This is a genomic window from Paraburkholderia ginsengisoli NBRC 100965 (assembly GCF_000739735.1).
GTDB lineage: Bacteria > Pseudomonadota > Gammaproteobacteria > Burkholderiales > Burkholderiaceae > Paraburkholderia > Paraburkholderia ginsengisoli.
In genome coordinates this window covers 1-19,278 of sequence record NZ_BBJF01000017.1, presented here as the reverse complement: position 1 = coordinate 19,278, position 19,278 = coordinate 1, and the positions used below count along the sequence as shown (strand labels likewise).

Genomic DNA, 19,278 nt, shown 5'->3' with positions numbered 1-19,278 from the left:
CTCTAGAGAAATCGTTATGAACAGGCAGGAGAACATCCGGGTACTCGCATTCGTCTACGGCGGTTACATCATGAGGTATCTGTACCTCATCGTCGTGATTCCTTTCTATGGACGCGTGCTCGGTGTAGCGGAATATGGCCGCGTACTCGCGGCCATGTCGCTGATGAACGTCATCTGGATGCTCGTGAGTTACGGCTTCACCTATGTCGGCATGCGAGAAATTTCGAATACGCAGACGCCCGGTGAACACCATGCGATCTTCTCATTGCACCTGAGCGCACGCTTGTTGATGGGATTGCTCGGTGGCGCGGTCGGCGTGATCGCCACGTTCTGCTCGCCGGCTCTTGCGGAACGCCCGGCCATCGGCATTCTCGCGACGGCGCTGGGCATCGTATCGGGTTGGAACCTCGGCTGGCTTTTTCAGGGGCGTCAACGGTTCCGCACTCCGATCATGCTCGAGGTGCTCGGCTTCGCCGTGAGCCTGGTGTTGATACTCTCGCTGGTTAGCGGCCCGGCGGATTCGTCATGGGTGTTGGGCAGCCTGTTGATTGCCGGCATGATTTCGTCCGTGATCGCCTATGGCCTGACGATCTTCGAGATCGGATTGCCGGTGATTCGCTGGCGCGGCGTACCTCAATTGTTCCGCAGCTCGACGATGCTGTTTTGCTACTCGACCGGATCGGCGGTTCTCACGGCTTCGTCGACATACCTTCTTACGCTGCTGTCGACGTCCTCCCAAGTCGGATACTTCGGCGCGGCGGAGCGCTTCGCGACGATCGGACTGAGTCTCATGGGGCCGGCGGGGCAGGTCTTCATCCCGACCATCTCGCGGCAACTGTCGCAAGGCGATCACGCCGGCGCGCGCGCAACGACTCGCCGGGGCGCTGCCTTACTGATCGGCTACGGACTGCTCGCGCTTGGCGGCGCGCTCGTCCTTTCGCCGTTGCTGTTGCCGCTGATACTCGGTAAGGCATTTACGCCGAGTGCTGCGGTCCTGCAATGTCTCGCGTGGATGTTTCCGTTCGCGGCGTTCAATCAGTTCGTCGGCTTTTATATTCTCGTTCCGCGCAAAAAGGACCGCGTGCTTGCTGTCGCCGGGGTGATGTCGGGGCTCGCCAATCTGGCGGCCGCACTTATTCTTGCACCTCGACACGGTGCGATGGGCATGGCCCTTGCGCGAGTGGTCGGTGAAACGACGCTTTCGTTTATCCTGCTGTGTTTTACCGTGCGCGCGGGCTTGCTGGACGATAGCGTGCCGCGGGCCGTGCGGAAGATGCTCGTCAAGGCCCGCCTTGGGGCGGTATCGGACGAGTGATCGGAGAGGGTTGCAGGAAGACTGAATCGCGTTCCGCAGTTACTCTCTCGTGTGGATTCTTATTCGCCCTCGTGCGTCGCAAGCCATTGCGACTGTGCGACGGGATTCGGCCTGAAGGTGAGCAGGCTTGTTACCTGCCGAATGATCGAAGTTCGCAGATCGAGTAGATGGATTTCAGCGCGCATTCTGGATCGATGAGTATGCGGCGGTGACAGCGATCCTGCGGTCGATCGTCGACAGAGGTCTTGTCAGGCGGAGAGAGAGGGGCGGAATTGCAGCGTGAGTGGCGGGGCAGGCGCTCCAGCCGCGATCGCGAGAAGAGAGGTCGAGAATTGCGCTTCGCAGATGCGCGCACGCAGCTCGGTAGTTTTCAGCATGCGTCACCCGCGCTCTAGTGCAGGGCTTTCGTGTCACACCGTGTGCGATGCAGACAGGCCTGAGCCGATATCAGGCGTATCGGCGGCGACAGAGAGCCTTGATGGGGCGCCGACGCTAGCATCCGTCGTCCGACCTGGAAGCTAGCGCCCGCGCTCTCCCGCCACCTGCAATACGCCGCTTTATCCCGTCACCGAAGGTACAACCGGTGCCGGTGCCGCGGTACTATCCACCGCGGGCGTACCTGCGCGTCCATATTGATCGTCGAAGCGCACGATGTCGTCTTCGCCGAGATAGTGCCCGGACTGTACTTCGATCATTTCCAGCGGCGTCTTGCCTGGGTTCTCCAGACGATGCACCATGCCAACGGCAATGTATGTCGACTCGTTCTCGCTGAGCAGGAAGGTCCGCTCACCGCAGGTCACCCGTGCAGTGCCACGCACGACGATCCAGTGTTCGGCGCGATGGTAATGCATCTGCAACGACAACTGTTTGCCCGGATCGACGACGATGCGCTTGACCTGAAAGCGCTCGCCGCGATCGATCGAATCATAGTGTCCCCATGGCCGGTGAACCTTGCGATGGTCCTGCGCTTCGGCATGGTGTTCGGACTTGAGCCGCCCAACGATCGCCTTGACCTGCTGCACGTCGTTCTTGTTGGCGACAAGCACCGCGTCGGCGGTTTCGATCACCACGACATCCTTCAGGCCGACGCAGGCAACGAGGCGTCCTTCCGAATGCACGAAGCTGTCTTCCGTTCCCTCGAACATCACACGGCCGCGCGCGACGTTGCCTTCCGGACTCTTCGGCATGATTTCCCACACCGCGTCCCACGATCCCACGTCGGACCAGCCGGCGGCGAGCGGCATCACGATACCTCGCGGCGTGTTGTCTTGCGAGGTCGAGGTGAGATGCTCCATCACGGCATAGTCGATCGAATCTGACGGACACGCCGCGAACTTTGCCGCGTCTGCCTTGAAGAAGCCGCCCTCGGTCGTGCCGTTGCTCCATGCTGCATCGCAGGCGGCGAACATTTCGGGCTGGAGTGCTTCGATAGCGCGAAGCCACGTCGACGCCCGCACGACGAAGATGCCGCTGTTCCACCAGTACTCGCCGGATTCAAGGTATCGCTGCGCCAGTTCCTGATGGGGCTTCTCCACGAAGCGTTCAATCAGGTGAGCGCCCGACGTACCGCGCACGCCGGCCAGCGGCGCGCCGAGTTTGATATACCCATAGCCGGTTTCGGCGTGACGCGGCAATACACCGAGCGCGACGATCGCGTTTTCCTGCGCGTAGGTGGCCGCTTGCGCAACCGCGAGTTGGAAGGCCCGGTTGTCCGATACCGCGTGGTCGGCAGGCATCACGACTAGCACCGGGTCGCCATGGCGGGCGCGAGCATCGAGTGCCGCGAGCGTGAGGGCGGGTGCGGTGTTTCGCGCAGCGGGTTCGAGCAGAATACGGGCAGGCTTGCCACTCACGCGAACCTGCGTAGCGCTCATGAATTTGTGATGCTCGCCGCAGACCACCAGCAACTCGTTGGCGAGTTCAACTTCATTCAGGCCGTCCAGTCGTCCGGCGGTCGAACTCAGCAGCGATTCGTCGGCGATCAGCCCGATCAACTGCTTCGGATGGTGTTCGCGCGACAGTGGCCACAAGCGGGTGCCTGATCCGCCGGCGAGGATCACGGGCAGGATGAGGGGAGCCGCTTCAGTGGGATGGCGATTCGGTTCGCCGGACGTGACCTGTTTCATTGACTAACTCCGGGGATGGTGTTGAAGCGGGACGACAGGCTGGGCTTGCCTTCTGCGCGCCGCGCCGCGTGTTCGGATTCGGCTGTCTGTGCGGCCGCTTCTGCGCTGCGTTCTGGCGAAGCGCGGTTCTTACCCGACGGGTTGTTGAACGACTTCTGTGTGTCGGTGGCAGGGCGGATCATGCCGATAAAGGGCATGCCGTGTTGCAGGAATGGTCCGTCGGCCTTGCGAAAGCCGAAGCGCTTATAGAACGTCTCGCGATGAACGGGCGAGTGGGTTCTCACCGGCGCTTGTGGCCAGCGCTCATGAGCGGCTGCCAGCGTGCGCTCGATCAACCGGTCGGCGGTGTCGTCGTCACGGCGCGTGGTGTGCGTTAGCGACTTGTCGATCATCGCTTCCGGGTCGACTTCGTCGCCGGGACGCAGACGCGCATAGGCCACGACCAGTGATTCGCCGCCGACCGTGTCGACAGCGAAGACGTGCACGGCGCTAGCGTCCTTGCCGTCGATGTCCTGATGCATGTGAGCATCCTCGACGACCAGGATAGCGTTGCGCGCGCGCAGAATCTGATAGATCTCCGCTGAACTCAATTGACCGAATTCGCAGCATTTCCAGTCCATGATGTGTACCTCGTTCGATTGCCGGTCGAATAAGCCGGTCCGCAATTCGCAATCCCTTGCGAGGTCGCGATGCGAAGCACAGCCTCTTCATAGGGAGATGATATTAACGAGCACGACTTTGGGTCTCTGTTCGACAGAATACCGATCGGCGATTCGTTCGAATTGGATCGTTGTCCAAAGTGTCGTGCTATCGGGGATGCTTGCTGTCAGCAGCATGACTTATGCGAAGCGGACGAAAAAAGCGGCAGTGGAATCGCGCCGTTATCGTTGCGTCGATGACGTCTGAAATCGGGCTAAAGAGGATGTGGGTCAACGCGGCTCGTTGCCTTACGTGGCGGCCAATTCGGCCACTTTCTGTGCGATGTCGAAGGTCCACGCACCAAGCTGCGCGACGGGGCCATGACACGACAGGGGGATGACGATAAGCGCGATAAAATTATCACGGTGCCGTGTGGCGTACCAACGGATGGTCCAGGCGCTGGCGCTGTGCAACTGCCAAAGTCGCAGAGGAGAGAAAGAAACTGCATGGCCGGCTAGCTGGAGCGTGCGCAATCAAAGCGCCCGTACCAGTTCAGCTTCGCTGCGCAGGCCACGGCTATGGTCTTCTGCCTCTGCGTTTTCATCGTTGCCGAGCAGGAAGTTGGTCACGCCGGCAGTCTCGGTAAGTGACGGTGTCGACGAGACGCTTTCGTGTTCCGGCACCGATAGCGAGCCGTCTTCATCCACAGGCATGGTCAATTGCGCGTGCAGTTCGCGATGGCCGTCTTCAACTAATTGCAAAAGCGCGCTGCGAAACCGCTCGGCGCCGAAGCGTTCCGCGTTCGTGCGACAGGCATTGGCATCGAATGTACCTGACGGCATCGTTTCGAAGAGCGCCAACGTCGCGAGCAGCGCCTCGGGCGTTTGTGTGTCGAAGAACATCCCCGTCGGACGCGGATGGGGCGCGACCCTGACCGATTCGCACACGCCGCCCTTGCCATACGCGATCACCGGCGTTCCGCACGCCTGAGCCTCGACGGGCGAGATGCCAAAGTCTTCCTCTGCGGCAAAGACGAATCCTTTGGCTCGCTGCAGATGATCGTGCAGCACATCGAATGGCTGATATCCGAGCAGCGTGACATTGGGCCCGGCCAGTGCACGGATCTTCGCCATGTCCGGGCCGTCTCCGATCACCACGAGCTTGCGTTCCGGTGTGCGGGAGAACGCTTCGACGATCATGTCGATACGCTTGTACGGCACCATGCGCGAAGCGGTCAGATAGAAGTCGTCCTTCACTGTGCACAGGTTCAGGTGATCGACGTCGACGGGCGGATAGATCACCGTCGATTCGCGTCGGTACACCTTCCGGATGCGCCGGGCGATGAAGCGCGAATTCGCCGCGATCAAATCCACACCGTTCGCGGAGCGCGCGTCCCAGTTGCGGATGTAGTGCAGCAGCGTGCGCGCGAGCAGCGATTTGAAGCCACGCGCCAACCCCGCCTCGTTCAGATACTGATGCTGCAAGTCCCACGCGTAACGCACCGGTGAGTGCACGTAGCTCACATGCAGTTGGTCCGGTCCGTTGAGTACGCCCTTCGCGACAGCGTACGAGCTCGAAAGGATGACGTCGTAATCCGACAGATCGAATTGCTCGATGGCGAGCGGAAATAGCGGCAGATACGCGCGATATTTTGTTTTCGCACGCGGCAACTTCTGGATGAAGGACGTTTTAACCGGGCGTCCGCGCAAGCAGGAGCGGTCCTCGAGAAAATCGACGAGGCTGAAGACGTCGGCCTGCGGAAAGCAGTCGATCATCTGCGCGAGCACGCGCTCCGCCCCTCCGTTGACAACCAGCCAGTCGTGAACGATCGCTACTTTCAAAACGTGATTCCTTTCGAGTTTGATCGCCAGCCAAACTTTCACCTGGCAGAGATTGCGCAGTGAGCCCGCGAGAGGGGACCACGCTTCTGTCGCCAGATTATCCGTGCATAGGTCCTGTTGCTATGTACGAGACCTTACCGTAGCGTCGCATCCGGTTAAAAGTCGGAGTGCCAACAATTGGTCAAGAGTACTTTCCGACAGACATCACGTAGCGACAGGTTCGGTTTGACAATGTATGACTTTGTACGGCGAGAAAGCCGTTAGTCTTGAAGTCGAATGTGATGGGCTTGGCCATGGGATGAGTGCAGCAATGACTCGTGGCCGCGCAGAGAATCAGGTACAGAAGAAATAGGCGCGGATGCCTCATATCGTGACAGAGAGAGCACTGAACACCGTCGTACATCAGTTAAAGTCGGGACAGAGGTTTTGTGAAAATTTCCTGACCTTCATCGGTATATGTGGCGCGGTTTTATGCGTGCTAATGCCGGTGGAATCCGCCTTCGCGGAGCGCCTGAGTCCCGGCGATATCGACGCGCCCGCGAACATTGCGCGCGCGGTGCTGGACATTATCAGCTACGCTCATTGGCCAGTTCAGCCCGAGGTGTATCGACTGTGCGTAGCGGGAGGTACGGCGTATCTGCGTGATATGTCTGTCCAGGCGAATGTCGTCGCCGGTCGGCCCGTGCAAATGCGGGATCTCGAGATGCGTGGCGAGCCGTCGTTGTCGAGCTGTGATGTGGTCTATATCGGCGCGCTTCCGGGCGAGGCGCGTAAGAACCTGTTGACCGGTTCACAGCGGTTGCAGATTCTGACCATTGAAGAGCAGGGCGAAGATTGTACCGACGGTGCGATGTTCTCTCTGCGCGCACTCGGCAATCGCTTTTCGCTGAAAGTGAATCTCGATGCGATTTCCCGTAGCGGGATAAGAATCAGCCCGAACGTATTGTTGCTCGGGCGTCGTAAGCCTGTTCAACCATGAGCAAGCCCGATGCCATCGACCGGCGCTCGCCACTGACGCTCAACGCTGTGCTGAGGCGCGCGCACCTGAGCGTAGCGTTGATTACCGTTCTGCTCGTTGGGGTGTCGTTTATCATCGCGGGCCTGGTCATGCTGCGCATGTATATCAACTACAACCTCGAACTTGTGGCCCGTGCCGCGAGCTATACCGTGGAAGCCGCATTGGTCTTCGACGACCAGGGCGCGGCAGTCGATTCGCTGACGCTGGTGGTATCGCGTGAACGCGTCGAGAAGGCGGAGGTATTGACAGCCGATGGTCAACTGTTCGCCGGATGGATGCGTAGCGAACCTGGCCCGAGGTTTCTGGCCGAACAGCAGCTTGCGAAGCTTATCCTGCCGGCGCCTGTGATCAGGTCCATCGTGCACGATGGCATACCCGTCGGCGAAATCAGGCTGTACGGATCAGGCGAGGACCTGCTGAAGTTTTTGAGCTTGAGTATTGCCGGTGCTGCCCTGTGTCTCGCGCTAAGCGGTGCGGGCGCGCTTTACCTTTCACATCGAACCCGCTCGGAGATCGTGTTGCCCCTGCAACAGCTGGCGCAAACGGCGTACACCGTGAGACGCGAGCGCATGTTTGACAAACGTGTCGCGCCGACCGCGATCCTTGAACTGAACCGGTTGGGAGACGACTTCAATGCGCTGCTCGACGAAATGGAATCGTGGCAGAAGCAGGTGGAACTCGAAAACGCTTCTCTCGCGCATCAGGCTAGCCACGATCCTCTGACCGGCGTTAGAAATCGCGCTTTCTTTGAAGCACAACTTCAGCGATGCCTGAGAAGCGGGCTCGAATCCGGCGAGCGGGTGGCGGTGCTCTTTATCGACGTCGACCGTTTCAAAGCGGTTAACGACGAACTCGGGCACGAAGCGGGCGACGCGGTGCTATGTGGCATTGCGGCCCGGCTCAAGTCGAGTGTCCGCGAGAGCGACCTGGTCGCTAGGCTTGGCGGAGACGAATTCGCGATTGTCATGAAACCCTTGGGGGAAGCAAAGCACGCGGTCGCCCTTGCCGAGAACATCCGGCTCAGAATTGCGGAGCCGATTTCGCTGCCGTCAGAAGAACATCTGACCGCGTCCTTGAGTATCGGTATTGCGATCTTTCCGGATCATGCAATCGACGCCGCATCGCTTTTACGTAGTGCGGACGCTGCGATGTATAAAGCCAAGCGGCACGAGCGTGGCACCTATTGCGTCGCTGGCGGCGGCCGGGATGTGCAAGTCAGAAATGGTTGGAGAAGCCCTTGAGCGAATTTATAAGGAAGATCACGGAAAGAGCCGTGCATGGCTTTTTCAGTCTCACGCCGATGCTGGCTTTGCTGACAGGTTGTCAGTCGTGGCACCCCGCGCACCATTTTACCGACACCCAAGTGGCTGCACTCGAGCGCACGGGATTCAGCCGGATGGCCGACGGTAACGCGATGGAGTTCGACGGGGCAGACCGATTGCTCTTTGCCAGCGGCGAGGCGACTTTAGGACCGGAAGCCCGGCACGCGCTCGAACGCGTTGGTTACGTGCTGATCGCGATGAACGTCGAGCATATCTGCGTGAATGGTTACACCGATGCAGACGGCGGCGCGAACTATAACCAGCAATTGTCAGTGCGTCGCGCAAAGACCGTCGCGCATCTATTGGTGGACATTGGCATCCCCGCCAAGAACATTCGGACGCGTGGTTATGGCGAGTCGAGTCCAGTGGCGGATAACGGCACAAAGTCCGGTCGGAGCCAGAACAGACGGGTCGCGGTGGTCGTTTCATCGGAATAGTTATCGGTGAGAGGCGGCGAAGTGCCTGCCCGAAAAGTAGCGCGACCGGCGGGCTCGAGAAGTCCGGAATAACGGTGCGTTGTGATGTGAAAACAGTGCGAAGAAATTAAAATATTGTCAATTGAATGTATTGTTCAGATACGTCCGGATAGACTGACCATGTAGTCTGAATAGTTCGGATAACGTAGAGAAAAGCGGCAAGAGTAGAGATCGCGAACGGGATCGGGATCGGTAGATATGATATCCGGCGTGTGACATTTCACTGCTAACGATGCCGTCGACTATGCTTCATCGCTGCATTGCTTTTTTTCTATCCAAAAAGCACTAGCCCTTTCATCATAATTCTAATTAGCTGACACTTTTTGCGCGCATCGATGATTGCCTATGGATAGTGTCTTGAAAAACCCGTCGAAATACCTGAACGCGCAACTGTTGCGGATCACAGGACCATTCCTCCTCGCTGTACTTGCCGTGTTGATTCTTGCCACGGTCAGCATCCGGGTCATGTCTTCCGCTCGTACTTATATTGTTGGTGAGAGTCTGTGGTCGAAGGAGCAGAAAGACGCAATTTTTTACGCGCAAGTCTATGCGGAGACCGGCAGCGAAGATGCATACAAACAGTATCTCGCCACCGCCGACAATTTGCGCAAGCTAAGAAGCGTCCGACTGGAGTTTGCGCGAGGTGCGCCCGATCCGGCGTTTGCGCGTACCGCACTGATTGACAGTGGAATAGCGCCGGAGGATGTCGGCGACGTAATCTGGGTTTCGAGAATCTTTCGCCATACCGGCTACTTTAGTGAAGCAATGAGCTACTGGTCGCGGGGCGATTTGGAACTGGAGCAGCTTGACCAGATAGTGCGGACTTTGCGCGAAAAGTTGCAGAGCGGGACGCAAGTGGGCGGCGTGACGGACTATCTGAAACAACGGATTTGGCAGATCAACGTCGAGATCCGACCGCTCGCGAGCAAGTTTTCGGATGTGATCAGTGCGGCATTTCGTAGAACGGCCACGCTCCTGTTGGCCACCGATCTTTACGCTTCGATCCTGCTGATGCTTCTGTCCACGTTACACGTGAGACGTTCGATATTGGAGCGTAGGCAGATTGAGATTGCGCTTCGTGAAAGTGAGGCGCGAGCGAAGGCGACGCTTGGCTCGATAGGCGAGGCGGTGATCGTCACAGGATCGTCGGGCTATGTTGAATTCATCAATGCCGCGGCCGAACGGATATCGGGCCGTCCTGCGGCTGATTGTGTCGGCAAGCGCTTGCACGAGACACTTCGGCTGGTGCACGAAGGGAGCCGGGAGCCGGTCAACCCTGTATCGAACAAATTGACCGAGCCGGGTGAGGCCGGCTTAGCCGCAGACATGCTGCTTCTGCGTGGTGACGGTAAGGAGATATTCGTACAGGCAGTGACGTCGCCGATTAGTGACGATGCCAGTGACTCGGATACGAATGGCTACGTCCTCATACTTCGCAACATGACACGAGAGCGCGAATACCGCGAGAACGTCGCGTGGCAGGCGTTGCACGATGCATTGACCGGGCTCGTGAATCGCGCTGAGTTCGAGCGCCGCCTGCGTGTCGCGCTTCAGACGCCCCGCGAAGATCCGCTGGCGAAGGAAACGTCGGCGCTGCTATTTCTTGATCTCGATCGCTTCAGGGTTGTCAACGATACCTGTGGGCACGCGGCGGGAGATTCGATGCTCCGCGAAGTGGCGAAACGGTTCCAGCAGTGCCTGCGCGCCAACGACACCCTCGCACGATTTGGGGGTGATGAATTCGGCGTGTTGTTGCAGAACTATTGCTCGTCGGACATCGAGCGGGTCACAGAAGAACTCCGGACCTGCCTGAATGAATTCGTATTTATGTGGGAAGCTCAGCCGTGCACGACCAGTGTCAGTGTCGGCGTGTTGAAGATTGTGGATATTGACGGCGGCATGACCGTGGAACAGGCGCTCAGACTAGCCGACGTCGCTTGCTACATGGCGAAGGAGAGAGGTCGCAACCGGGTGCAACTGGCGGACCTGTGCGATAGCGAATTGCTGCACTACGTGGACGAAGCCTCGTGGGGTCGACGAGTCAAACAGGCGATGGAGGCCGATGAGTTCTGCCTTTACGTCCAGCCGATTGTGGAGATCAACGAAGCGAGTTCGCTCGGCGCCCCGCGTGGATATCACGCGGAACTCCTGTTACGGATGAATGCGAGAAGCTCTGGAGGCGGCGTGGTGGCGCCGGGCCTCTTCATTCCCGCGGCGGAGCGGTACGGGCTCATGCCGGCGATCGACCGCTGGGTGATTCGGACGGCGCTGGAACGGTTGTCTCGCATCGAGACGCCGTACTTCGCTCAATACGGCATCAATCTGTCGGGTTCGTCGATCGGGGATGAACGCTTCCTTGATTTCGTCCGTGAGCAGTTCGTCCGTACAGGTGTTGCGCCAAGTCTCATCTGCTTTGAGATTACGGAGACAGCGGCGATTGCCAATCTCACTCCCGCCGTCCGTTTCATGCGTGAGCTAACCAGAATGGGCTGCCGCTTCGCGCTGGACGACTTCGGTGCCGGGATGTCCTCTTTCGGCTATCTGAAGCAATTGCCGGTTGAATATCTGAAGATCGATGGGAGCTTCGTCAGGGACATCAGTCATGACGCTGTCAGTTGCGACATCGTTGCCGCAATCAACGATATGGGACACGCGATGAAGTGCAAGACGATTGCCGAGTACGTGGGGAGCGCAGAAGTTTTGGAGGCGCTGCGCCGACTGGGTGTGGATTGCGCGCAGGGTTACTACTTGGGGCAGCCCGCCCCTTGGATCGAGGCCGAGGTGTGTACGCAGGAGGTGTAATGGTTGAGTCGTTCTGCAGGGAAGGGGATCTGAAGGACATCGCGAGCTATCCACGCTGGGTGCAGGATGTGGTGGGTGAAACGCTGGCGGTAAGACAGGAAGTGACCGGGCATCCGCTATTTGCAGCGATGCGTGATAACCGGCTCAATGAACGGGAAATGCGTGCATTTCTCGTGAACGGTTGGCCCGTTATCGATCAGTTCCCGCAGTATATGGGTATGAATCTGCGGAAGCTTGGCCCGCATGAGACACCCGGGACAAGAATGGCTCGCCGGTACCTCACGCGCAATATTCGAATCGAGCAGAATCACGCCGACTACTGGGTTGATTGGGCCGCTGCGCACGACGTGTCGCGTGAGGCAATGCAGAATGCGACGGGGCCTTCGCTCGCTTATGCATTAAGCCACTGGTGCTGGAAAAGCAGCAGCAGCGATTCATTGCCGGCAGCAATCGCCGCGACCAATTTCGCCATTGAAGGCGTCACCGGCGACTGGTCGACGCTTGTCTGCAGTAGCGGCGTACTCGAGAGTAGCTATCCGGAGGAAATCCGTAAGCGTGCGATGCGGTGGCTGAAAATGCACGCGCATTACGACGATGCGCATCCGTGGGAAGCACTGGATATCGTCGCTACGCTGCTCGGGCGTGCACCACAAGCGCAGGATGTGCGCGACGTCAAGCGTAGCATCACGTATAGCTATGAGTACTTCAAGGTCAGTCTCGATTGCTGCTGTTAGGCTACTTCTTTCGAATTTGAAGGCGCTGGCTGGCTTCAGGAGTGATGGAAGAGGGGATTGTAAAGGCCGGGTGTGCGTCGCTATACCGAGTGCCTGCACGCCTATGCGTGCAAGCGCGCTGCAGCCAACACCATCTCTTTCTGATGGTGTAATTGCCACGCGGAAACACCGATGAACCGAATTTCGATGATGAGGATATAGAGGGGCTATGGGCTTGCCTGCGCGACAGAGGTGACCGGTCCATCAATGAAGTACAACTTGCGATCCAATTGCTAGAAGAGAGGGCGAAGGATGGCGGTACGCGTGGCACTGCGCCATTCGAAATGGGCATGGATGGCTTTGATCTGGGCATCGATCCCGGTCGCTATTGGCGCCGTATGGTTAGCAGAATCCGTATCGACGCCTCCCAGCCAGCAGATATCCGAAGCGGCCGAGTTGCGCATGATTGAGCTATTCAAGCAGGGGCGATTCGGCGAAATCTATGACCGGGCAGACAATGCGTTCAGGACCGCACAGCGACGCGAGAGTAGCATCGAAGCGATGAGGATGGTGTTCGCAACACGTGGGGTGATTATCGACGATCGCAATCTCGCGACAACATGCTTTCTTCGTCAGGTGAGGATGGTGCGCTTGCTAAGAATGTCGACTGGGATGGATTTGACTGCTACAAGTGTATGGTACGTCTTCGATGACCAGGCGACGTTGCTGTTCCTGCAGCTAGGCGCGGGTGAGGAGCGCTCCGAACGGGAAACGACACAATTTCACGCGTGTACGACGCTACCGTCGGCAGCGTCCCACCAATAACGGTTGCTCACTTTCCTGCGGGCCACTTCCCTGGAGACGCCGTTTCGCACGGGCGTCTCATAGCTTCTCCGGCTCGGTCGCGCGCTGGCTCACTGCCGGTTTTGCCCAGTCTTCGATATGAAGTCCCCGCACGTGTCGGAATTCCCGCGCGTTGTTGGTCACGAGAATGGCGCCCACCGCGAGCGCGTGACCTGCAATCGCCGCATCGTTCTCACTGATTGGGGCACCCAGATGGGCGAGCTCGACGCGCACTCGTATGGTTCGGTCCGCAGCCATCGCATCCCACGGCAAAACGCCGTCGAGGCGCGCGACGAAAGCCGACACCAGTTGCGCGTGCGTGGGGGAGTCTATTTTCCCCGCTGAGGCAAAGCGCATTTCCGCGTACGTGATGGCGGAGATGACAATGCGCTGCTGGGCGTTGCAGGCCTGCAGCCTGGCCAGAATGCACTGAGGCCGCTCGCGCACGACCAATGAGCAGATGCTGGTGTCCAGCATATAGAGCTGGGTCACGATGCTGACTCCTGAGCGTCGACTGCATCGGGCAGGTCATACCGGCCTGCCCGAAAGACGGCGGCGCGCCCGGACATGAAGTCGGCATCGGCACGGGGCTCATCGGCGAAAGAAATCCAGCTCGGACGTGCGGGCCGCAGCAGGATGGTGTCGCCTTCACGCCGGATCTCGAGCTCGGTCACACCTTCGAACCGCATATCCTTCGGAATGCGAACTGCCTGGCTGGTGCTATTCTTGAAGATGGAAACAGTACGCATGCGAGTGTGCTTGTAGCAGATTAACGTTTATATGCGCCGTGGTATTCTGTTTTATACGTGACGACTCGTGTTTGCTCAATACGAGGAAACACGAGCAAATGAATGCGACGGCGGTGGCGTTTTCACTGAGCCTGCGTGCGTCGCTTGTGCCGCTTGTGCCACGACGCGAGAGTGTCGACCAAAGGGGAGCCGCCCCGGTCGACGAGGCGGCTCTGACTGTTAAGCCACGCAGGTTGCCAGCGCCGCGTTCAACGTCTTGCTCGGGCGCATGACGTCCGCCAGCTTTTCGGCGTCGGGCTTGTAATAGCCGCCAATGTCGACCGGCTTGCCTTGTACTTCCGATAACTCGGCCACAATGATCTGCTCGTTGTCGGTCAACTGCTTCGCCAGCGGGGCGAACCGTGCGGCGAGCGCGGCGTTTTCGGTCTGCGCTGCCAGCTCCTGAGCCCAGTACATGGCCAGATAGAACTGGCTTCCGCGGTTGTCCAATTGACCCGTTTTCGGCGATGGATTCTTGTTGTTGTCCAACAGCTTGCCGGTCGCTGCGTCGAGGGTTTTGGCCAGAATTCTCGCCTCGTCATTGGCGGTTTTGATTCCCAGCTCTTCGAGCGACACGGCCAACGCGAGGAATTCGCCGAGAGAATCCCAGCGCAGGTGATTTTCTTCGATGAGTTGCTTGACGTGCTTCGGCGCGGAGCCGCCGGCGCCTGTTTCGTACATACCGCCGCCGGCCATCAGCGGAACGATGGAGAGCATCTTCGCACTGGTGCCCAATTCCATGATCGGGAAGAGGTCCGTGAGGTAGTCGCGCAGGATGTTACCCGTGACCGAAATGGTATCGAGACCGCGGATGACACGCTCCAGCGTGTAACGCATCGCGCGGACTTGCGACATGATCTGGATGTCGAGGCCGGTGGTGTCGTGGTCCTTCAGGTAGGTCTCGACCTTCCTGATCATTTCCGCTTCGTGCGGGCGATACGGGTCCAGCCAGAAAATAGCCGGCATCCCGGAGTTGCGCGCGCGTGTAACGGCCAGCTTGACCCAGTCGCGGATCGGCGCGTCCTTGACCTGGCACATGCGCCATATGTCGCCTTCTTCAACGTTTTGGGTGAGCAGCACTTCGCCGCTATCCAGATCGACGATGCGCGCCTCGCCGGCTTCGGGCACTTCGAAGGTCTTGTCGTGCGAGCCGTATTCTTCGGCCTGCTGCGCCATCAGTCCAACGTTGGGCACGGTGCCCATCGTGACCGGATCGAAGTTGCCGTTGGTTTTACAGAAGTTGATGATCTCCTGATAGATGCGGGCAAACGTGCTCTCCGGAATCACGGCCTTGGTGTCCTTCGGACGCCCGTCGGCGCCCCACATCTTGCCGCCGATGCGGATCATGGCCGGCATCGATGCGTCCACGATTACGTCGTTAGGGGCGTGCAGGTTGGAGATGCCTTTGGCCGAATCCACCATCGCCAGTTCGGGGCGGTGCTCGTGGCAGGCATGCAGGTCGCGGATAATCTCTTCACGCTTTGACGTGGGCAGGCTTTCCAGCTTGTCGTACAGATTGACGAGACCGTTGTTGACGTTCACCCCAAGTTCTTCGAACAGCTCGCCGTGCTTCTCGAAGGCATCCTTGTAGAAGATCTTCACCGCGTGTCCGAAGACGATGGGGTGCGAGACCTTCATCATCGTGGCCTTGACGTGCAGCGACAGCATCACCCCGGTTTTGCGGGCGTCCTCCATTTGCTCTTCATAGAAGTCGCAAAGCGCCTTCTTGCTCATGAACATGCTGTCGATGATTTCGCCATCCAGCAGCGCCACCTTGGGCTTAAGCACAATGGTCTTGCCGTCGGCGGTGAGCAACTCCATTTTCACGTTGCGGGCATGGTCCACGGTCATGGACTTTTCGCCATGGTAGAAGTCGCCGTGCTTCATGTGGGCCACGTGAGTGCGCGAGGCCATGCTCCACTCGCCCATGCTGTGCGGGTTCTTACGCGCGTAGTTCTTCACGGCGGCAGGTGCGCGGCGATCCGAATTACCTTCGCGTAGAACCGGGTTGACAGCGCTGCCCAAACATTTGGAGTAGCGCTGGCGGATCGCTTTCTCGGCATCGGTCTTCGGTTCTTCCGGGAAGTCCGGTACTGCGTAACCCTTCGCCTGCAGTTCCTTGATCGCGGCAACCAGTTGATGGACCGAAGCGCTGATGTTGGGCAGCTTGATAATGTTGGTGTCGGGCAGCAGTGTCAGCCGGCCGAGTTCGGCGAGGCTGTCGGGCACCTGCTGCGCGTCGGTCAGGAATTCGGGGAATTCGCCGAGTATGCGGCCGGCCACGGAGATGTCGCTGGTGGTCACCTGGATTCCGGCCGGCGCGGTGAACGTGCGAACGATGGGTAGGAAGGCACTCGTCGCTAGCAGCGGGGCCTCATCGGTCAGGGTGTAGATGATCGTGGGTTGCTCGGTACTCATCGCTTGCCTCAAAAGGGGGACACGGGTTGTGGGCGCGTGCGGCTGCTTCGCAAGCCGGCTTGGGTGTTGGTGTTCGTGTTCGAATTCTGCGGGATTTCGCTTTGGTGCGGACTCGACAGGCCGGGATTGAATGTTGTGCCATTTCCTTGCTCTGGTCGAGCAACGCGGTTTCAACCGGTTCTCCGTACGATGGCGCAAACGCTTACTTTAAGCCTTCCTCGCTTTTTTCATGAAGAGTGGATGGAAAGTTTTTCGTTTCTTGACGTTCGCGGTTTCCAGGGCTCTTACCAGGGCAATGCGGCACCTAGGGCGTCAACGCCTCTGCCCAATCTTTTTGACACTCACTCGATGCTCGATAACGCGGCCTCAGGACTCGGGAGGGCGGCCGTCGCGAATCTGTTCGGAGCGCTTAACAAACATCGGTGGTCCTGATCTGACATTTCCTCGTGGAGCGCCGCACTTCTAATCCTCCTGTTTCAATCGGTGCACACGCGCTCGCCCAACGCGCGCTAAAGCGCGTTAAGCACACACTGAACTGCCATCCGACGCTCGACTCTGGTGAAGCGAGGCGGCGGCCACAGGCCCTGGTGTGCCTGGCCGGAACGTCCGTACGCCGCGCTCTCTCGAGACTTCTTTGCGCTAGATCGTCACCGAGCCATCTCATTGCGACGATTGGCCCGCGTGGCCATTTCGGCTGCCTGCCAGAATTGACGGTTTTGTCACATTCCATTTCGCTATTTGTAAACGTAAGCAAACGATTGGCATCGGCTGCCGATTCTCGAATTGCCACTTTTCACGTTCTTCCGGAAAGTGACAATCACCCATGCATTTTGTTAAATCGCTGTCGAGTGCTTTAAATTGTTCTTATTTTTCAAAGACTTGAGAGTATTGAAGGAATTAACAATTATTAACAAACCACTCATCTCAAATTTGCATTGTTTAGCAGTTTGTGAACTGTGCGCGCCCTAGAATCCACCATCCGAAATATAAGCACGCCGAATTTCCGCTTATTCGGGCAGCCAGAATGACTCTGGTCCCTGCCCTGATGGCGTGCGCTCCCTGATAGGGCTTTACGATGAATAAGACATATCGATCGATTTGGAATGAAGCCCTCGGGGCATGGGTAGCGGCTTCGGAAATCGTTGCGGCGAGAGGCAAGCGCAGCCGGTCGGCGACCGTCGCTGCGGGCGGTAACGATGGCGGCTCGGCGAACGGTGTCGGCGGCAAGCGGGTGAATGTCCAGGTGTTGCGATCCGTCAGTGCGGCAGTGCTCGGTATTGCCGCGACATCGGCACATGCCGGCCCCGGCATTTTCATCAACGACGGTACGGACGCCGCCTGTCTCTGGACTTTCGACACCGCAGGTGTGTCCGTGATGGGCAATTACGGTGGCGGTAATCCCACGCCTTCCGGAGCGAACTCGATGGCTCTCGGGTCGCTCGGTGCGGCGACGCCAGTCCCGTCGGTCGCCGCCCTCGGTGCGGCAAGTTCAACGTGCACGACGACCGACAAGGGAACGCAAACCAACCGCGCATTGTTCTATGGTCCGTCGAGCGGCGCCGGTTCCAATTCGCTGTCGCTGGGCGGTGAGCTTTATGTGAACTCGGGTCTTCTCGGGTTGGGTGGCGGAACGGCCGCGGGCTCGATGCGTATCGGTAGCGCGGCCACGCTGGCTGCCACGATCGGTACCGCTTCGATTGCGATTGGCGAGGGCGCCGTCGGAGCGAGCGCCGCCGGCGATAACGCGATAGCTCTGGGGAGCGGCACGAAGGCGGTCACGAGCGGCGACGTTGCTATTGGGCAAAATGCGTCGGCCAATGGCGCCAGCGGCACCGGATTGTCTGCGACCGCGATCGGATATTCTGCCCGCGCCGCTGGCAGTGATGCGTCGGCCTTCGGCAATACTGCAAATGCGACCGCCAACTTCGCGACCGCCGTGGGCAATTACGCATCGGCAAGCGGAGCGAATTCAGTTGCCACAGGTAATTCGGCTACTGCAAGCAACACAGGGGCGTCTGCTTACGGCAATTTTGCTACCGCGTCGGGAATTAATGCCACGGCACTGGGCGGTGGTGGCGTTTCAGGCTCTTTTTCGGGTGCTCGGGCGGCTGGTGATGGCTCGGTAGCCATCGGCGGTAACGCGACGGCCGGCGCTTCCGCTGCGGCTGCGAATTCCGTCGCGATTGGCGGTCAATCGAACGCCTATGGCGCCAATTCCGTTGCGATGGGTCTGAATGCGACCGCCGGCGTGAGCGGCAATGCGGCCAACATCAACAGCATCGCTATCGGCAACGGCGCGAAAGCCACCGGCTCGCAGGCGATCAGCATTGGCACGGGCAACGTGGTCAGCGGGGCGAGCTCCGGCGCGATCGGCGATCCGACCACCATTACGGGCGCCGGCTCGTATTCGCTTGGTAACAACAACAGCATCAGCTCGAATAACGCGTTCGCGGTGGGCAACAACATCACGGTGCCGACCGGGCTGGATGGCGCCGTGGTCCTCGGCAATAGTTCCACCGTTGCAGCGTCCAATCCGACGCCGAGCGCGACCATCGGCGGCACGTCGTACACGTTTGCCGGAGGCGCTCCGGCTGCTGGCGGCGTGGTGAGCGTTGGCGCTGCCGGCGCCGAACGCCAGATCACGAACGTCGCTGCCGGCCGCATCAGCGCCGCGAGCACGGACGCTATCAACGGCAGTCAGTTGTATGCGGCTACGACGGCGATCAACACATTGTCGACCTCGACGTCGACTGGCCTGAGTTCGTTGTCGACGGGCCTGAGCACGACCAACAGCAGCTTGACCAGCCTGTCGTCGTCCACGTCAACGGGCATCAGTACTGCGCAGAGCGGTGTGAACTCGTTGTCCACGGGACTGAGCACGACCAACAGCACGGTGGGTAGCCTGTCGACCGGGTTGAGCTCGCTGTCGACCTCGACGTCGACCGGACTCAGCACGGCGGTGAGCCGTGAGAATAGT

At 59.1% G+C, this 19,278-nt stretch carries 14 protein-coding genes; 8 read left to right on the top strand and 6 right to left on the bottom strand.

The genetic code is table 11. The annotated features are described in order from the left end of the window. Nucleotides 1-16 precede the first annotated feature (16 nt). Nucleotides 17-1,315, top strand: a complete 1,299-nt coding sequence (locus tag BGI01S_RS21880) for a lipopolysaccharide biosynthesis protein (protein ID WP_042328132.1) — start codon at nucleotides 17-19, stop codon at nucleotides 1,313-1,315. Nucleotides 1,316-1,872: 557 nt separating this feature from the next. Here BGI01S_RS21880 and BGI01S_RS21875 read toward each other — a convergent pair. The 3 genes from BGI01S_RS21875 to BGI01S_RS21860 form a co-directional block, all read right to left on the bottom strand. Continuing rightward, nucleotides 1,873-3,441: a mannose-1-phosphate guanylyltransferase/mannose-6-phosphate isomerase gene (locus BGI01S_RS21875; RefSeq protein ID WP_042328131.1), complete on the bottom strand. Its 1,569-nt coding sequence runs from the start codon at nucleotides 3,439-3,441 to the stop codon at nucleotides 1,873-1,875. Further along, on the bottom strand, nucleotides 3,438-4,061 hold the full coding sequence (locus BGI01S_RS21870; protein ID WP_042328130.1) for a GNAT family N-acetyltransferase: 624 nt from the start codon (nucleotides 4,059-4,061) through the stop codon (nucleotides 3,438-3,440). Before BGI01S_RS21870 ends, BGI01S_RS21875 begins: the two co-directional genes overlap by 4 nt. A 552-nt stretch (nucleotides 4,062-4,613) precedes the next feature. Continuing rightward, complete coding sequence (locus BGI01S_RS21860) at nucleotides 4,614-5,921, bottom strand: glycosyltransferase family 4 protein (RefSeq protein ID WP_084585460.1); 1,308 nt, start codon at nucleotides 5,919-5,921, stop codon at nucleotides 4,614-4,616. Between the two features lie 358 nt (nucleotides 5,922-6,279). Between BGI01S_RS21860 and BGI01S_RS21855 the strand changes: the two genes are divergently transcribed. From BGI01S_RS21855 to BGI01S_RS21830, 6 genes are all read left to right on the top strand, one after another. Then, a complete protein-coding gene (locus tag BGI01S_RS21855) occupies nucleotides 6,280-6,900 on the top strand; it encodes a YfiR family protein (protein WP_084585459.1) in 621 nt (206 codons plus the stop codon). After that, nucleotides 6,897-8,180, top strand: a complete 1,284-nt coding sequence (locus BGI01S_RS21850; RefSeq protein ID WP_042328128.1) for a diguanylate cyclase — start codon at nucleotides 6,897-6,899, stop codon at nucleotides 8,178-8,180. The genes BGI01S_RS21855 and BGI01S_RS21850 overlap by 4 nt, the downstream gene beginning before the upstream one ends. Continuing rightward, on the top strand, nucleotides 8,177-8,698 hold the full coding sequence (locus BGI01S_RS21845) for an OmpA family protein (RefSeq protein WP_052400507.1): 522 nt from the start codon (nucleotides 8,177-8,179) through the stop codon (nucleotides 8,696-8,698). Before BGI01S_RS21850 ends, BGI01S_RS21845 begins: the two co-directional genes overlap by 4 nt. 396 nt (nucleotides 8,699-9,094) lie before the next feature. Continuing rightward, a complete protein-coding gene (locus tag BGI01S_RS21840; protein WP_167335673.1) occupies nucleotides 9,095-11,539 on the top strand; it encodes a putative bifunctional diguanylate cyclase/phosphodiesterase in 2,445 nt (814 codons plus the stop codon). Further along, nucleotides 11,539-12,273, top strand: a complete 735-nt coding sequence (locus BGI01S_RS21835; protein WP_042328126.1) for a TenA family transcriptional regulator — start codon at nucleotides 11,539-11,541, stop codon at nucleotides 12,271-12,273. The genes BGI01S_RS21840 and BGI01S_RS21835 overlap by 1 nt, the downstream gene beginning before the upstream one ends. Nucleotides 12,274-12,576: 303 nt before the next feature. After that, nucleotides 12,577-13,077, top strand: a complete 501-nt coding sequence (locus BGI01S_RS21830; protein ID WP_157004250.1) for a hypothetical protein — start codon at nucleotides 12,577-12,579, stop codon at nucleotides 13,075-13,077. 57 nt (nucleotides 13,078-13,134) lie between these two features. Here BGI01S_RS21830 and BGI01S_RS21825 read toward each other — a convergent pair whose 3' ends face one another. From BGI01S_RS21825 to BGI01S_RS21815, 3 genes are all read right to left on the bottom strand, one after another. Next, a complete protein-coding gene (locus BGI01S_RS21825; protein WP_042328124.1) occupies nucleotides 13,135-13,587 on the bottom strand; it encodes a type II toxin-antitoxin system VapC family toxin in 453 nt (150 codons plus the stop codon). Beyond that, a complete protein-coding gene (gene vapB / locus BGI01S_RS21820) occupies nucleotides 13,584-13,844 on the bottom strand; it encodes a type II toxin-antitoxin system VapB family antitoxin (protein ID WP_042328123.1) in 261 nt (86 codons plus the stop codon). Before vapB ends, BGI01S_RS21825 begins: the two co-directional genes overlap by 4 nt. Nucleotides 13,845-14,063: 219 nt before the next feature. Next, the gene (locus tag BGI01S_RS21815) at nucleotides 14,064-16,301 is read right to left on the bottom strand and encodes an NADP-dependent isocitrate dehydrogenase (RefSeq protein WP_042328122.1); all 2,238 of its coding nucleotides are present in this window, start codon (nucleotides 16,299-16,301) and stop codon (nucleotides 14,064-14,066) included. A gap of 1,075 nt (nucleotides 16,302-17,376) precedes the next feature. Between BGI01S_RS21815 and BGI01S_RS31425 the strand changes: the two genes are divergently transcribed. Continuing rightward, the coding region (locus tag BGI01S_RS31425; protein ID WP_042328278.1) for an ESPR-type extended signal peptide-containing protein at nucleotides 17,377-19,278 on the top strand (1,902 nt) is incomplete at its 3' end.

Bases quoted from the DNA above. Each gene is read 5' to 3' on its own strand.
- BGI01S_RS21880 (WP_042328132.1), top strand. From the start codon at position 17: ATGAACAGGCAGGAGAACATCCGGGTACTCGCATTCGTCTACGGCGGT.
- BGI01S_RS21875 (WP_042328131.1), bottom strand. From the start codon at position 3,441: ATGAAACAGGTCACGTCCGGCGAACCGAATCGCCATCCCACTGAAGCG.
- BGI01S_RS21870 (WP_042328130.1), bottom strand. From the start codon at position 4,061: ATGGACTGGAAATGCTGCGAATTCGGTCAATTGAGTTCAGCGGAGATC.
- BGI01S_RS21855 (WP_084585459.1), top strand. From the start codon at position 6,280: ATGCCTCATATCGTGACAGAGAGAGCACTGAACACCGTCGTACATCAG.
- BGI01S_RS21850 (WP_042328128.1), top strand. From the start codon at position 6,897: ATGAGCAAGCCCGATGCCATCGACCGGCGCTCGCCACTGACGCTCAAC.
- BGI01S_RS21835 (WP_042328126.1), top strand. From the start codon at position 11,539: ATGGTTGAGTCGTTCTGCAGGGAAGGGGATCTGAAGGACATCGCGAGC.
- vapB (WP_042328123.1), bottom strand. From the start codon at position 13,844: ATGCGTACTGTTTCCATCTTCAAGAATAGCACCAGCCAGGCAGTTCGC.
- BGI01S_RS21815 (WP_042328122.1), bottom strand. From the start codon at position 16,301: ATGAGTACCGAGCAACCCACGATCATCTACACCCTGACCGATGAGGCC.